The organism is Faecalibacterium prausnitzii (assembly GCF_003324185.1).
Lineage (GTDB): Bacteria > Bacillota > Clostridia > Oscillospirales > Ruminococcaceae > Faecalibacterium > Faecalibacterium prausnitzii.
Genome location: NZ_PXUP01000014.1, coordinates 41291 through 55474, shown reverse-complemented (window position 1 = coordinate 55474; position 14184 = coordinate 41291). Strand labels below are relative to the sequence as shown.

At 59.9% G+C, this 14184-nt stretch carries 11 protein-coding genes and 1 other annotated feature; of the genes, 9 read left to right on the top strand and 2 right to left on the bottom strand.

Going from position 1 to position 14184, the window contains the following annotated elements:
- Positions 1-8: 8 nt before the first annotated feature.
- The 3 genes from C7J97_RS10440 to dusB all read left to right on the top strand — a co-directional run bounded on the left by C7J97_RS10440 (position 9) and on the right by dusB (position 3431).
- The gene (locus C7J97_RS10440; protein WP_112121406.1) at positions 9-485 is read left to right on the top strand and encodes a YwiB family protein; all 477 of its coding nucleotides are present in this window, start codon (positions 9-11) and stop codon (positions 483-485) included.
- 35 nt (positions 486-520) lie between these two features.
- Complete coding sequence (gene argS / locus C7J97_RS10435; protein WP_113992960.1) at positions 521-2335, top strand: arginine--tRNA ligase; 1815 nt, start codon at positions 521-523, stop codon at positions 2333-2335.
- 76 nt (positions 2336-2411) lie between these two features.
- Entirely contained in the window at positions 2412-3431 is a 1020-nt protein-coding gene (gene dusB / locus C7J97_RS10430) for a tRNA dihydrouridine synthase DusB (RefSeq protein WP_044959537.1), read from the top strand.
- A gap of 536 nt (positions 3432-3967) precedes the next feature.
- Here dusB and yfbR read toward each other — a convergent pair.
- A complete protein-coding gene (yfbR, locus tag C7J97_RS10415) occupies positions 3968-4555 on the bottom strand; it encodes a 5'-deoxynucleotidase (RefSeq protein WP_113992963.1) in 588 nt (195 codons plus the stop codon).
- A 138-nt stretch (positions 4556-4693) separates the two neighbouring features.
- On the opposite strand from yfbR, the gene C7J97_RS10410 reads away from it, so the two are divergent.
- From C7J97_RS10410 to C7J97_RS10395, 4 genes are all read left to right on the top strand, one after another.
- Complete coding sequence (locus C7J97_RS10410) at positions 4694-7096, top strand: YfhO family protein (protein ID WP_113992964.1); 2403 nt, start codon at positions 4694-4696, stop codon at positions 7094-7096.
- A 426-nt stretch (positions 7097-7522) separates the two neighbouring features.
- Positions 7523-8623, top strand: coding sequence for an ABC transporter substrate-binding protein (locus C7J97_RS10405; protein ID WP_113992965.1), 1101 nt, complete (start codon positions 7523-7525; stop codon positions 8621-8623).
- Between the two features lie 156 nt (positions 8624-8779).
- Complete coding sequence (locus C7J97_RS10400) at positions 8780-9724, top strand: ABC transporter permease (RefSeq protein ID WP_113998223.1); 945 nt, start codon at positions 8780-8782, stop codon at positions 9722-9724.
- 7 nt (positions 9725-9731) lie between these two features.
- A complete protein-coding gene (locus C7J97_RS10395; RefSeq protein WP_055186389.1) occupies positions 9732-10544 on the top strand; it encodes an ABC transporter ATP-binding protein in 813 nt (270 codons plus the stop codon).
- A gap of 193 nt (positions 10545-10737) precedes the next feature.
- On the opposite strand, the gene C7J97_RS10390 is transcribed toward C7J97_RS10395, so the two are convergent.
- A complete protein-coding gene (locus C7J97_RS10390) occupies positions 10738-11397 on the bottom strand; it encodes a GntR family transcriptional regulator (protein WP_097779298.1) in 660 nt (219 codons plus the stop codon).
- A 361-nt stretch (positions 11398-11758) separates the two neighbouring features.
- Between C7J97_RS10390 and C7J97_RS10385 the strand changes: the two genes are divergently transcribed.
- The gene (locus C7J97_RS10385) at positions 11759-12244 is read left to right on the top strand and encodes a Fur family transcriptional regulator (RefSeq protein WP_055186382.1); all 486 of its coding nucleotides are present in this window, start codon (positions 11759-11761) and stop codon (positions 12242-12244) included.
- A gap of 13 nt (positions 12245-12257) precedes the next feature.
- Positions 12258-12520, top strand: a binding site (T-box leader).
- A gap of 52 nt (positions 12521-12572) precedes the next feature.
- A complete protein-coding gene (asnB, locus tag C7J97_RS10380) occupies positions 12573-14159 on the top strand; it encodes an asparagine synthase B (protein ID WP_044959541.1) in 1587 nt (528 codons plus the stop codon).
- Positions 14160-14184: the final 25 nt, after the last annotated feature.

The following is a 14184-nucleotide window of genomic DNA, read 5'->3' as shown; positions in this document are numbered from 1 at the left end:
AAAACAACGTGAGCAAGCCACTGAAGGAAGACTATATCATCCGCATCAAAAGCCGCATTGAGCAGCGGCTGGACGAACCGGCTGCGGAGGAAGAAAAAGAAGAATTTGTGGAGCTGATGACCCGGGGCAGCCTTGTGCTGAAGGGCGGCAGCTACTATGTGACCTACCGCGAGACCGAGACCACCGGCTACGAGGGCTGCACTACCACTCTGAAGATCGCCGCAGACGGCAGCCGGGTGGCGATGCTGCGGTTCGGCAAGGGCGGCGGGGCAGGCACCCAGCTGCTGATTGAAAAAGGCCGCCGCAACCTGTGCCACTACGAGACCGGCTTCGGCTCCATGACCTTGGGCGTGACTGCGGACGAGATCGACTGTCAGCTGACCGAAAAGGGCGGCACCGCCCGGTTTGCCTACCTGCTGGATGCCGACAGCGCCGAGCTGGTGAGCCGCAACCGGCTGGAAGTTACCGTGACCCATGTGAATTGACGAAGTTCCCTGAGACTGTGAAAGGAATCCGACCCATGACTGATTTTGAAAAGACCTACCAGAACTACAACCCCCGGCAGGCTGCGCTGGATGAGGCACGCGCTCTGCTGACCGCAGCCGCCAAGGCTGCCATGGCAGACGGCACCCTGCCCGAAGCAGAGCTGCCCGCCTTTATCGTGGAGATCCCCGCCGATGTGAAGAACGGTGATATCGCCTCCAACCTCGCCATGGCCGGTGCACGCACCTGGCGCAAGGCGCCCAAGATGATTGCAGACGCCCTGCTGGCACACCTGCCCTCCCTTGAGAACAGCGTGTTCTCCAAGGTGGAGGTTGCCGGTCCCGGCTTCATCAACCTGTTCCTGTCCCAGAGCTTCTGGGCGGGCGTGGTGCTGGGTGCCTGCGCCAACAAGGAGTATGGCCGCACCGACCACGGCAAGGGCGCAAAGTACAATGTGGAGTTCGTTTCTGCCAACCCCACCGGCCCCATGCACATGGGCAACGCCCGCGGCGGCGCACTGGGCGACTGTCTGGCCGCTGTGCTGGACTGGTCCGGCTACGATGTAACCCGCGAGTTCTATATCAACGACGCCGGCAACCAGATCCAGAAGTTCGGCAAAAGTCTGGCGGTGCGCTACCTGCAGCAGTTCTGCGGTGAGGATGCCTATCCCCTGCCCAAGGAGTGCTATCAGGGCGGCGACATCAAGGTGCTGGCCGGTGAGTTTGCCCAGCTGAACGGCGACAAGTACGTTGCCGCCTGCAAGGGTATGGACGAGGAAGCTCTGTTCGAGAGCGAGGCCTTTGCCGCCCTGAAGGACGCACTGGTGGCCTACGCCCTGCCCAAGAACATTGCTGCTCTGAAACGCGACCTCGGCAAGTACCGCATTGATTACGACGTCTGGTTCCACGAGAGCACCCTGCACGAGTCCGGCGCAGTGCTGGCTGTGGTGGATAAGCTGCTGGAGCTGGGTGCCTGCTACAAGGCCGAGGACGGTGCTATCATGTACCGCAGCGCTCAGTACGCTGCCAAGTACGGCACCGTGAACAAGAAAAAGACCGAGGACGGCACCGAGGAGGAGGCCAAGGACGAGGTACTCGTCCGCGCCAACGGCATCCCCACCTACTTTGCCGCCGATATCGCCTACCACTACAACAAGCTGGCTACCCGCGGCTTTGCCAAGGCCATCGACGTGTGGGGCGCAGACCACCATGGCCATGTGGCCCGCATGAAGGGTGCCATGGATGCCATCGGCCTGCACGGCGAGGATCTGGACGTTGTGCTGATGCAGATGGTCAACCTGATGCGGGACGGCCAGCCTGTCCGTATGTCCAAGCGCACCGGCAACGCCATCACCCTGACCGACCTGCTGGAGGAGGTGCCCATCGACAGCGCACGCTTCCTGTTCAATATGCACGACGCCGGCAGCGGCATCGACTTTGATCTGGATCAGGCCGTCAAGACCGACAACGACAACCCCGTGTACTATGTGCAGTACGCCCATGCCCGCATCTGCTCCATCCTGAAGAAGATGGAGAGCGAGGGTGTGCAGTTTGCCGGTGCAGAGCACATCGACGCCACCCTGCTCACCGAGCCTTCCGAGATGGATCTGATCCGGATGCTGGCTGCCTTCCCGCAGGAGATCGTGATGGCTGCCGAGAAGTACGACCCCAGCCGCATCAACCGCTTTGTCATCGACCTTGCAAGCGCCTTCCATCGCTTCTACGGCAACTGCCGCATTCAGGGCGCAGACCCCGCCGTGCAGCAGGCACGCCTTGCCTTGTGCATCGGCGTGAAGAACGTCATCTTCAACGTGCTCACCATGTTCAAGATCAACGTGCCCGAGAAGATGTAACATAAAATCACAGGGGCTGTTGCACCAAACAATGTGCAGCAGCCCCTTTTTGATAAAACAGATACAAGGAGAACCCATGGAACCTTTGAAGATCGGCAATATCACCCTGCCCCACCGGGCAGTGTTCGGCCCTATGGCGGGCTTTACGGATGCCCCCTGCCGCCGCCTGATGGCGCAGCACGGCGCTGGCTTTACGGTCAGCGAGATGGTGTCCAGCAGGGCGCTGGTGTACGGCGACCATAAGACCGTCAGCCTGCTGAAGGCAGCGCCCAACGGCGCACCCTATGGGGTGCAGATCTTCGGCGAGGTGCCGGAGATCATGGGCGAGGCCACAGCCGCCATCGAGCAGTATGAATTTGACTTTGTGGACATCAACATGGGCTGCCCTGCCCCTAAGATCGTTTCCGGCGGGGCGGGCAGCAAGCTGATGCTGGACCCCGACCGCTGCGGGCGCATCGTGGAGCAGGTAGTGGCGCACACCAAGCGCCCGGTCACCGTAAAAATGCGCAAGGGCTGGGATGCCGACCATATCACCGCCGTGGAATGCGCCAAAGCCTGCGAGCAGGCGGGCGCGGCGCTGGTGGCGGTGCACGCCCGCACCCGGGAGCAAATGTACACCCCGGGCATCGACCCGGAGATCATCGCCCGGGTAAAGGACGCGGTAAAGGTGCCGGTGCTGGGCAACGGCGATATCCACTGCGCCGAGGATGCGCTGCGCATGGTGCGGGAGACAAACTGCGACGGCGTGATGATCGCCCGGGGCGCACTGGGCGACCCGTGGCTTTTTGAGCGGGTGAACGCCGCGCTGGAGGGCCTGCCCGCCCCCAAGGAGCCGAACCTGCAGGCACGGATGAACGCGCTGCGCCGTCAGGTGGAGGAGATGGTGGAGCAGAAGGGCGAGTTTGTGGCCATGCCGCAGGCACGCGCCCAGACCATGCACTACATGAAGGGGCTGAAGGGCGCAGCCGCCCTGCGCCGCTACTGCTGCACCCTGACCCACTTAGAGGACTTGGACGAGCTGATCGCCGCCGTATTTGAAGAGCAGCGTAAGGCCGGGCTGGACCCCGATGATGTGCGGGAAGTGCCGTTCCCGTAAGCCCGTGGCTCGAACAACGATTTAGAATGGCTTCCGCTGTGCTCTAGCCATGTTCAGCGGAAAGAATATTTTAAATAGAGCAATGCCGGAGCGTCTGCGGACGCTCCGGCATTGCATTTTCACGGGAGGGGTCGTAGAGAGAAACGGCATTTGCAGCGCCGCTTCCTACGGAAGCGCGGCGCTTACGGCGGGCGTCCTTGCTCCCCCGGGGGAGCTGTCGCGCAGCGACTGAGGGGCTATGGATGGAGAAGCGAAAAAAGCGTTAAAGCGATAGCGCCGACTGGCGCAGCGCTAGCTTTTTTGTGCTTCGACTTCTTCTTTAGGATTGTCAAGGGCGTGTAGCCCTTGGCCCGTTGCGGGGTGGGTGGAGTCCAGAGGTAGGGAGGGGGGAGTCGGAACACCCCTCCCTGCCTCTGGCCCAGCGGAGCGTCCCTGCGCGCTTGCGGCAAGCAATTACTTTCCCCGCGGAGCGCGGCAGCTCTTTTTGGGTTTTTGCCACCAAAAGAGAACCTCCCTCGGCTGCCCGCTCCTCGCCTTTACGCCTTCGTCAGCTCGTCCAGATTCTGGGTATAGCATGGCAGGCAGTGCTCCAGAAACCAGTCGGCCTCCGGGCAGTGCATGGCCAGCAGCGCGGCGCGCTGCTGCGTGAGCGCGGCGTCAAATTCGTGGTTGCCGCTGCGCTGCTCCTCGGTGCATTTGATGAGGGCACTCAGCCGGTCGGCAGCCTTGAGCAGACGATGCTCCTCTGCCGTCAGGACGCTGCCGTCCATGCAGGGGGTCAGCTCTGCAGCCAGCTCTGCGGGCAGCAGAGCCGCCATGGAGCGCACGCTCTCAGTCTCCAGTGCCTTGTAGGCGTCCCGCAGCGCTGGGGAGTGGTACTTGACCGGCGTGGGCATATCCCCGGTGATGATCTCCGGCGCGTCGTGGTACAGTGCCGCCACTGCCACCACCTCGGGGCGGCAGGGCGTGCCGGTGTAGTGCTTGGCGATGAGGCACAGCAGGTGTGCCAGCAGTGCGGTGTCGCAGGTGTGCTCGCTGAGGGATTCCGCCCGGGTGGAGTGCATCAGGCTCCACCGGGTAATGTACTTCATGCGCGCCAGCAGGGCGCTGAAGGGATACAGCATGGCAATACGCCTCCTTTTCTTCACCATACCCGCCCCGCGTGCGCTTGTCAAGCCCTTTTTTCTTGCGCGCCGCCGTGCTATACTACAAGGTGACATCAAATCCACTTCCGCGCCGGTGCGCGGAGAAAGAGGAACGCTATGGAAAAGTTCAAAAAACCACGGCTGCTCACGCAAAGGGAGCAGAGCCATAAAAAATTCTGGCAGGCGGTGGGGCTGTGCGCCCTGACGGCGGCCATCTTCTTTTTGCCGTTCTACATCCTTGACGGCGGCTTTTTCCACTATGCAGGCGATTTTAACAGCCAGCAGATCACCTTTTACCGGTATATGAACGGCTTCGTCAAGGGCGCAGGTTACCCGGACAGTGCCTTTGCCGGTGCGCCGCGCAATACCTTTTCGTGGGCGACCGACCTTGGCAGCGGGGTGATGAACGCCTACTCCTTCTACCTGTACGGCTCGCCGTTCTTCTGGCTGTCGATGCTGCTGCCGCAGAGCTGGCTGCCCTATATGATGGTGCCGCTGCTGGTGCTCAAGTTCGGCGTGGCGGGCGGCGGCGCGTTCCTGTATCTGCGCCGCTACGTCAAAAATGCGAACTACGCGGTGCTGGGTGCCTGTCTGTACGCGCTTTCCGGCTTTGCGGTGTACAACGTGTTCTTCAACCACTTTGTGGATGTGGTGGCGCTGTTTCCATACCTGCTCTGGGCGCTGGACGAAGCCATTTATGAGGATCGTCACGGCCTGTTCGCCTTCTGGGTGGCGGTAAACCTGCTCAATAACTACTTCTTCTTTGTGGGACAGGTGCTCTTTTTGTGCATCTACTTTGTGTGCAAGCTTTCGGCGCGGGACTTCCGGCTGACCGGGCGCAAGTTCGGCCATCTGTTGTGGGAAAGCGTGCTGGGCGTAGCCATGGGCTGTCTGCTGCTGTTCCCGGCGGTGCTCAGTCTGCTGCAGAACCCGCGCACCATCGACCTTTCCTCCGGGTGGGGCTTCCTGACCTACTCCAAGGTGCAGCAGTATCTGGCCATCCTGCTCAGCTGGATCCTACCGCCGGACTCCCCTTATCTTACCTCGGTCTGGTCGGAGGGCGTCATCAAGTGGACGAGCATGACGGCCTATCTGCCCCTGTGCAGTCTGGCCGGTGCCATGGCCTACTGGCGCAGCCGGAAGGCAGACAGCAAAAAGCGCATCGTGGCGGTATGCGCCGTATGCGCACTGGTGCCGGTGCTGAACAGCGCCTTCTACGCGCTCAATTCCAGCTACTACGCCCGCTGGTACTATATGCCCACCCTCATCCTTGCCGCCATGACCGTGAACGCGCTGGAGGACCCGGACGTTGATCTGGATGCACCCGCCCGGGGCATCGGCTGGATCATGCTGGCTACGCTTGTTTTTGCGGTGGTGCCCGTGCGGGACGATACCACCGAGACATGGTCGCTGGGCGTGCTGAAGAACCCGGGGCAGTTCTTTGTCGTGCTGGGCTTTGGTCTGCTGGGGCTTATGCTGTACCGCGTTCTTTGCAGCAAGTGGCGGCAGGACAGCCGCTTTGCCCAGCGCATGACGGCGGCAGTGCTGGTGTTTGCCTGCGCATTCACCATGGTGCACATCGGCATTGGCAAGTTTGGCCAGTGGTACACCGACAGCGACCTTGTGGAGCAGGACACCAACGCCTTGCTGCTGAAAAACGACCTGCCGGAGGGCGACTACCGGATAGACACCTACAAGATCCACGATAACATCGGGATGTGGCTGGATAAAAGCTGCCTGCAATACTTCGGCAGCACGGCTGCCCCCAGCATCCTCAGCTTCTACCCGGCGCTGGGGGTCAAGCGGGATGTGCGCAGCGAGCCGGAGATCGCAAACTACGCGTTGCGCGGCCTTTTGAGCGTGGAGTACCTCATCACCACTCCGGAAAAGCGCGAGAGCTTTGAGGACGAAGCAGACGCGGGCTGGACCTACCTTGCCGATGTGGACGGCTACGCGCTGTACCACAACGATAACTATGTGCCCATGGGCTTTACCTACGACTACTATGTGACCAAAGCTACCTACGAAGCTTCGGTCAAGACCCTGCGCTCCAACCTGCTGATGCGGGCGCTGGTGCTGGAGGACGAGGATGTGGCGCAGTACGGCCAGTACCTGACCGAGCTGCCGGACGCCATGCTGGATGACCTGCACTACGACAGCTACACGCAGGACTGCGCCGACCGCCGCGCCCACAGCTGCTCGGTGTTCCAGATGAATAATGCCGGTTTCCATGCCGAGATCACGCTGGACAAGGCAAACCTCGTCTTTTTCTCCGTGCCCTACGACGACGGCTTTACCGCCTACGTCAACGGCGAAAAGGCCGATATCCTTCAGGTGGACGAGGGACTGATGGCAGTGCTCTGCCCGGCGGGTGCAAGCAGCATCGACTTTGTGTATCAGGCCGCCGGGCTTTCCGCCAGCCGGGTGGTCACCGCCGTGGCAATTCCGGTGTGGGTGGTGTACGTTGCCTGCTTTGTGCGCCGCAAGCGCCGCAGCACCGGCACCCCGGCAGAAGAATGACTTTGACCGGACAGAAAAATAAAAATTTTAAATTCCCTCTTGACTTTACGAAGATAAAGTGTATAATGCAATCAAACCGATGAGGCGGAAGAGAACCTGCACAGCGCATCTGCAGTGAGCCCGGACAGTGCAAACGGGCGAAAGCGGGGCAGAGATTCGTGGGCCGCCGAGGGCCGGGCAAACGGGCAGAAGCCCTAGTAGCTTTGGACGGAAGTCTCCGTTATAGGACAGGGGAGTGTTGGCTCTCCGTGAGTGGCTCTGCTGTATTGGATGCAGAGCAAGCAAGGTGGCACCGCAGAATCGTAATTTACCGATCCTGTCCTTGTGGATAACACACAGGGACAGGGTCGTTTTGTTTTAAGACCCGTCCCGCAAAGGGAGCGGGTCTTTTGATTTGCCGCCCGCTCCGGGAAAGGAGTTACCACTATGAAAAACCTGAACATGATCTCCCGCCGCAGCTTCCTGAAGGCCGCTCTGGCCGCTTCTGCTGTTTCTGCCATGGCACTGACCGGTTGCGGCAGTGCTGCTTCCAGCACCGTCTCCAGTGCAGCGGTCTCCTCCTCCGCAGCGGCTTCCGGCAGCGCCGCTGCCACTGGCGAGACCTTCAAGGTGGGCATCGTCAACTATGTGGACCACGCTTCCCTCAACCAGATCGTAGAATCTGTGGAGAGCCGTCTGGACGCCATCGGCAAGGAGAAGGGTGTCACCTTTGACTACGCCGATTACTATGCCAACGCACAGGCCGACCAGTCCAACCTGAACCAGATCGGTGCAGACCTTGTGGCTGACGGCGTGGACGTGATCGTGGCAGTGGCCACCCCCACCGCCGCTACCATGCTGGCCGCTGTGGAGGACACCGACATCCCGGTGGTCTACTCTGCCGTGACCGACCCCGCCGCCGCCGGGTTTGACGGGGAGGAGAACATCACCGGCACCTCCGATGCCCTGAACACCGACGCCATCATGAACCTGATCGTGGCGGCAAACCCCGGCATCGACACCATCGGTCTGCTGTACGACTTGAGTCAGGATTCCTCCACCCAGGCCATTGCGGACGCCAAGGCCTTCTGCGAGAAGAACGGCATCAAGGTGGTGGAAAAGAACGGCACCACCACCGCCGAGGTGCAGATGGCTGCCGAAGCACTGGTCGCCGCTGGGGTCAAGGCCGTGTTCACCCCCACCGACAACACCATCATGACCGCCGAGCTGTCCATCTACGAGAGCTTCATCGAGGCCGGTGTGCAGCACTACACCGGTGCCGACAGCTTTGCGCTGAACGGCGCAATGGTGGGCTACGGCGTGGACTACGTTCAGCTGGGCGAAGCCACCGCCGATATGGTCAGCCAGCTGCTGTGCGACGGCAAGACCCCCGCAGACCTGCCCTACCAGACCTTTGATAACGGCATCGTCACCATCAACACCGAGACCGCCGAAGCGCTGGGTCTGGATCTGGCTGCCCTGAAGGAAGCCTTCAAGCCCTACTGCACCGAGATCTGCGAGGTGACCACCGCCGAGAACTTCTCCTGAACGCCCCGCTCTGTCAAAGCCTGACGGCTTTTCCGGCTCTCCCGCAAGGGAGAGCTTTTGGCAGTTCTGGGGAAAGATGCTTTTTATAATCTCCCTCCCGTGAAAATGAAATACCGGTTAATTCGTCCACTCTAAAACATAAAAGGAGCATACACCATGCTGGCGAGTATTTTTTCCCTCAACGTTTTGCAGACAGCGCTGGAGCTGGGCTGCATCTACGGACTGGTGGCGTTGGCACTGTTTCTGAGCTACTCCATCCTGAATATTGCCGACCTTTCCACCGACGGCTGCTTTACGCTGGGCTGCGCCGTGGCCTGTCAGGTGGCGCTGACCGGTCACCCCATCCTTGCACTGGCGGCAGCCATGGCTGCGGGGGTGTGCTCCGGCTTTGTCACCGCCTTTTTGCAGACAAGGCTCGGGGTGGAAAGCATTATGGCCGGTATCATTGTCAACACCGGCCTATACACCATCAATCTGGCAGTGATGGGCTTTTCCTCCACCATGTCGCTGGTCAAGACCCCTACCATCTTCTCCATGGCAAAAACTTCGCTGGGCTTTCTGGGCAGCTGGTACAAGCTGGCACTGGCGGCAGGCATCATTGCTGTAGCCTGCGCGGCGATGCTGGGCTTTCTGGGCACGCGGCTGGGGCTTTCCATCCGCGCCACCGGCGATAACGCCGCCATGGTGCGGGCTTCCAGCATCAACCCCGCCTTTACCATCACGGTGGGTCTGTGCGTATCCGGTGCGTTGTGTGCGCTGTCCGGCGGGCTGCTGGCACAGTACCAGAAAAGCTGTGATATCAACGTGGGCACCGGCATGGTGACCATTGCACTGGCTTCCCTCATCATCGGTGAGACGCTGGTGGGCAAGCGCACCATGCTGCGCTGCATTCTGGGCGTGGTGTTCGGAAGCTGCCTGTACCGCTTTATCGTGGCCGTGGCGCTGCGGTTCAACGTGCCCGCCGCCGCCATGAAGCTGGTTTCTGCCATCATTGTGGCAGTGGCCATCTCCATGCCCGCCATCCGGGAGCACTTCGCCTTTGAAAAGCGCCGGCACGCTGCCCGTGCCCGCTGCACCGTGACCAACAGGGAGGGACAGTAACATGGAAATGCTGCAACTGAACGACCTGCACAAAACCTTTAACCCCGGCACCGTCAACGAAAAAGTGGCGCTAAATGGGGTGAGCCTGCAGATGGAAGCCGGAGATTTTGCCACCATCGTAGGCTCCAACGGCGCGGGCAAATCCACCCTGTTCAATGCCATCACCGGCGGCTTTATTGCCGATGAGGGCAGCATTCTGCTGGGCGGACAGGACATCACCTTTGCGCCGGAGCACCAGCGCAGCAAGGTCATCGGACATCTGTTCCAGGACCCGCTCAAGGGCACTGCGCCCAACATGACCATTGAGGAAAATCTGGCGCTGGCCTACCTGCGGGCAGGCACTGCGCCCAACGCCATCTTCTCCCGCATCTCCCGCAAGGATAAGGCGCTCTTCCGCGAAAAGCTGGCGTTGCTGGACATGGGGCTGGAGGACCGCATGAAGCAGCCGGTGGGGCTGCTCTCCGGCGGGCAGCGGCAGGCGCTTACCCTGCTCATGGCTACCCTTGTCACGCCGAAGCTGCTGCTGTTGGACGAGCACACCGCCGCGCTGGACCCCGCCACCGCCGAAAAGGTGCTGGCGCTGACCAAGAGCATCGTGGCCGAGAAAAAGATCACCTGCCTGATGGTGACCCACAATATGCATCAGGCGCTGGAGCTGGGCAACCGCACCCTGATGATGGACGCCGGGCGCATCGTGTTTGACGTAAAGGGCGCAGCACGCAGCAAGATGACAGTGGACGATCTGCTGGAAAAGTTCCGCGAGAATGCTGGCAAAAATCTGGATAATGACCGTATCCTGCTGAGCAAGGTGGAGAAATAAGCCTGCCGTTTTTCTCCTCTTGTGAAAAGTCGAACAGCCAAGCCCGCAGGCTTGGCTGTTCGTATATTATAAATAACAATTCCGCTGATTATGGCCAAAGCGCACGCGGCGGCCATTCTGAATCGTTCTGCTGACAAAAGGCAAAAGGTCTGCTGCACCGTGCGGTGCAGCAGACCTTATAATTTTTATTCTTTTACCACAGGCGGATGACCTTGATGACGCCCTCGGCTTTATCGCGGGCCAGCTCCAGATGGTGCTGCAGCGCCATGGCTGCGCCGTCCCAGTCCCCTGCCAGAGCAGCATCCAGAATCTGCAGATGCTCCTCACAGGTCTGCTCCTGATTGATCATGCTCACCTTGCCGGTCATGATGCGGAAACGGGTGTTCAGGCCGGTGATGCGGTCGTAGGCAGAGCGCAGATACTTGTTGGGCAGGGTGCTCATCAGCAGCTCGTGGAAGTCGTCGTCCGACTTGCAGAAGTCCTCGATGCGCTCGCTGTGGTGCATCAGCTCAGCGTAGGCCTCCAGCTGCTCCCGAGGGATGGCATTGCCGTAAGTACGCAGGGCGTAGGGCTCCACCAAAAGACGCATCTCAAACATACTGTGCACGTCCTCTTCGGTGATGCCGGAGACCATCAGACCCTTTTTGGGCAGAATGGTGATCAGCCCCTCCTGCTCCAGACGCCCCAGCGCATCCCGCATGGGGGTGCGGCTGATGTTGCCCATCTCGGCGCAGAGTTTCTGCTCGTTCAGAAACTCGTTGGGGCGGTACTCGCAGTTCAAGATCTTGGTTTTGAGGTACTGGTACGCCTGCAGCTTCAGGCTGAGCTTTGCCTGTGCGTCCTGCTCTTTCATAAGCACACTCTCCTATTCTTCTCCAAAAAACGTTCCAAAACGTCCGAACCGGCAGCGCAAACCCACCGCTGCCGGCTTCTTCTTCATGTTCAGCCAGCTTGTATCCCGGCTGCAATCCAACCACTTTATCTAATACATTATTTCACATCAGGGCATTTTTTACAAGACTTTTTGCTTAACTTTGGAGTGTTTTCCGTTTTATACAAAGATTACGCCTCGATTTTGCTACTTTTTACAATGTTTTTTGTGCTTGTCGCCAAACAGGCCGACTTTCCGCCCGCTTCTTTTGCATCCAAGCGCAAACTGTGCTACAATAGGGGTAAAAAACAACACATCTACACCGGAAAGGACCGAAACTCTCATGGCACGAAGCGATGGCTACAACACCCGCACCCGGCAACTCATCTTAGACTACCTCATCAACAACCGTCAGCACGCAGTAAGTGCCTCCAACATTCTGGAGCATCTGGAGGCGCAGGGCGCAAGCCCCAACCCCACCACTGTATACCGCTATCTGGACAAGCTTGCCGGCGAGCAGCGCATTATGAAATATGTAGCCGACAAAGGCGAGCGGGCGGTGTTCCAGTATGTGGACGAGGGACGCCATTGCCGGGAGCACCTGCACCTCAAGTGCGTGCAGTGCGGGCGCATCTATCACTTGGACTGCCATTTTATGGATGAAGTGCGCGCCCACCTGATGGCGGAGCACGGCTTTACCCTGCAATGTGAGGGCAGCGTGCTGTACGGGCTGTGCCGTCATTGCGCGCAAAACGCGGCACCGTCCGCAGCGGAAGAACAGCCTGCAAAAAAATGCGCCTGCTGTGTTGACACGGACAAAAACCCGTGATACAATGCAGACAATAAAAGCGTTGACCGGGAAAAGTAAGGTTTCAGGTTTTTCTTGCAGAGAGCGCGGGACGGTGGAAACCGCGCAGAAAACGAAGCCCGAAGAACACCCGTGAGCCGCTCCCTGAACCTGCGTGCGCAGCAGTAGGGGCAGACGTGCGCCGCTCGTTATCGCGGCAGTGCTTTCAACGGGGAGAGCGCACAAAAGTGACCGGCGTATTGCGTATGCCGGTAATTTAGGTGGCACCACGGATACGGCAGCATATTCGTCCTAGGACTATGGGATGAATGTGCTGCCGTATTTTTTTATTTTAAGAGGGGTAAGAAGTATGTGTTGTGTTATGGGTTATACGGGGCACGACCTGAGTGCCGAAAAATTCAAAGAGTATCTGCTGCGCACCGTGGACCGCGGGCCGGACGACCAGCGAGTGGTGGAGGGTCCCTACGGCCTGATGGGCTTTGGGCGGCTTGCCATCATGGGACTGACCCCGGAGGGGATGCAGCCCTTTTACCGGGGCGCTGACTGCGTGGTGTGCAACGGCGAGCTGTACGGCTTCCGGTTCGAAAAAGAGATCTTAAAGCGCCGTGGCTACAAGTTCTGCTCCGACTGCGACTGCGAGATCCTGCTGCCGCTGTACTACGAGTACGGGCTGGATATGTTCCGCCACATGGACGCGGAGTTTGCGCTGATCCTGTACGATTCCCGCAAGGATCGTCTCATCGCCGCCCGCGACCCCATCGGCATCCGTCCGCTGTTCTACGGCTACTCCAAGTCCAGCCACAAGATCGCCTTTTCCTCCGAGATGCGCAACCTCATCGGCTGGTGCGATGATATCCGTCCCTTCCCCATCGGCAGCTACTACTGCGATGGCCGCTTTGTGCGCTACGAGGACATTGCCGATGTGCCCGCCCCCATGCAGGACGATATGCCCACCATCCTGCAGAACATCCGCGAGAAGCTCATCGCCGGTGTGGAAAAGCGGCTGGACGCCGATGCACCCGTGGGCTTCCTGCTTTCCGGCGGGCTCGACTCCTCCTTGGTGTGCTCCATTGCTGCCAAGAAGCTGGGCAAGCCCATCCGCACCTTTGCCATCGGCATGGACACTGATGCCATCGACCTGAAATACGCCCGGCAGACTGCGGACTATCTTGGCAGCGAGCACCACGAGATCATCATCAACCGCGAGATGGTGCTCAGCAGCTTGGAAGAGGTCATCCGGCTGCTGGGCACATGGGATATCACCACCATCCGCGCCAGCATGGGCATGTACCTGCTGTGCAAGGCCATCCACGAGCAGACCGATGTGCGTGTGCTGCTGACCGGCGAGATTTCGGACGAGCTGTTCGGCTACAAATACACCGATTACGCCCCCACCGCCGATGCTTTCCAGCAGGAGAGCCAGAAGCGCATCCGGGAGCTGTATATGTACGATGTGCTGCGGGCAGACCGCTGCATCTCCTCCAACAGCATCGAAGCCCGCGTGCCCTTTGGCGATCTGGATTTTGTGCGGTACGTCATGGCCATCGACCCGGAAAAGAAGCTGAACCGCTACGGCAAGGGCAAGTACCTGCTGCGCAAGGCCTTTGAGGGCGACTGGCTGCCGCCGGAGATCCTGTGGCGCGAAAAGGCCGCCTTCTCGGACGCCGTGGGCCACAGCATGGTGGACGACATCAAGGAGTACGCCGAGAGCCTGTACACCGACGAGGAGTTCCAGATGCGCCGGGCAAACTACTCGGCACACTGCATGCCCTTTACCAAGGAGAGCCTGTTCTACCGCGAAATTTTTGAGAAGTACTACCACGACCAGAGCCGCACCATCGTAGGCTTCTGGATGCCCAACAAAGCATGGCCGGGCTGCAACGTCAACGACCCCTCTGCCCGCGTGCTGGCAAACTATGGTGCTTCCGGCGTATAACGCCAGAGCATTTTTCAGCAGAAAA

Excerpts from the sequence above, each read along its gene's own strand:
- C7J97_RS10400 (WP_113998223.1), top strand. The coding sequence starts at position 8,780 with ATGCTGGCGAGTATTTTTTCCCTCAACGTTTTGCAGACAGCGCTGGAG.
- yfbR (WP_113992963.1), bottom strand. The coding sequence starts at position 4,555 with ATGCTGTATCCCTTCAGCGCCCTGCTGGCGCGCATGAAGTACATTACC.
- C7J97_RS10390 (WP_097779298.1), bottom strand. The coding sequence starts at position 11,397 with ATGAAAGAGCAGGACGCACAGGCAAAGCTCAGCCTGAAGCTGCAGGCG.
- argS (WP_113992960.1), top strand. The coding sequence starts at position 521 with ATGACTGATTTTGAAAAGACCTACCAGAACTACAACCCCCGGCAGGCT.
- C7J97_RS10405 (WP_113992965.1), top strand. The coding sequence starts at position 7,523 with ATGAAAAACCTGAACATGATCTCCCGCCGCAGCTTCCTGAAGGCCGCT.
- asnB (WP_044959541.1), top strand. The coding sequence starts at position 12,573 with ATGTGTTGTGTTATGGGTTATACGGGGCACGACCTGAGTGCCGAAAAA.
- C7J97_RS10410 (WP_113992964.1), top strand. The coding sequence starts at position 4,694 with ATGGAAAAGTTCAAAAAACCACGGCTGCTCACGCAAAGGGAGCAGAGC.
- C7J97_RS10395 (WP_055186389.1), top strand. The coding sequence starts at position 9,732 with ATGCTGCAACTGAACGACCTGCACAAAACCTTTAACCCCGGCACCGTC.
- dusB (WP_044959537.1), top strand. The coding sequence starts at position 2,412 with ATGGAACCTTTGAAGATCGGCAATATCACCCTGCCCCACCGGGCAGTG.
- C7J97_RS10385 (WP_055186382.1), top strand. The coding sequence starts at position 11,759 with ATGGCACGAAGCGATGGCTACAACACCCGCACCCGGCAACTCATCTTA.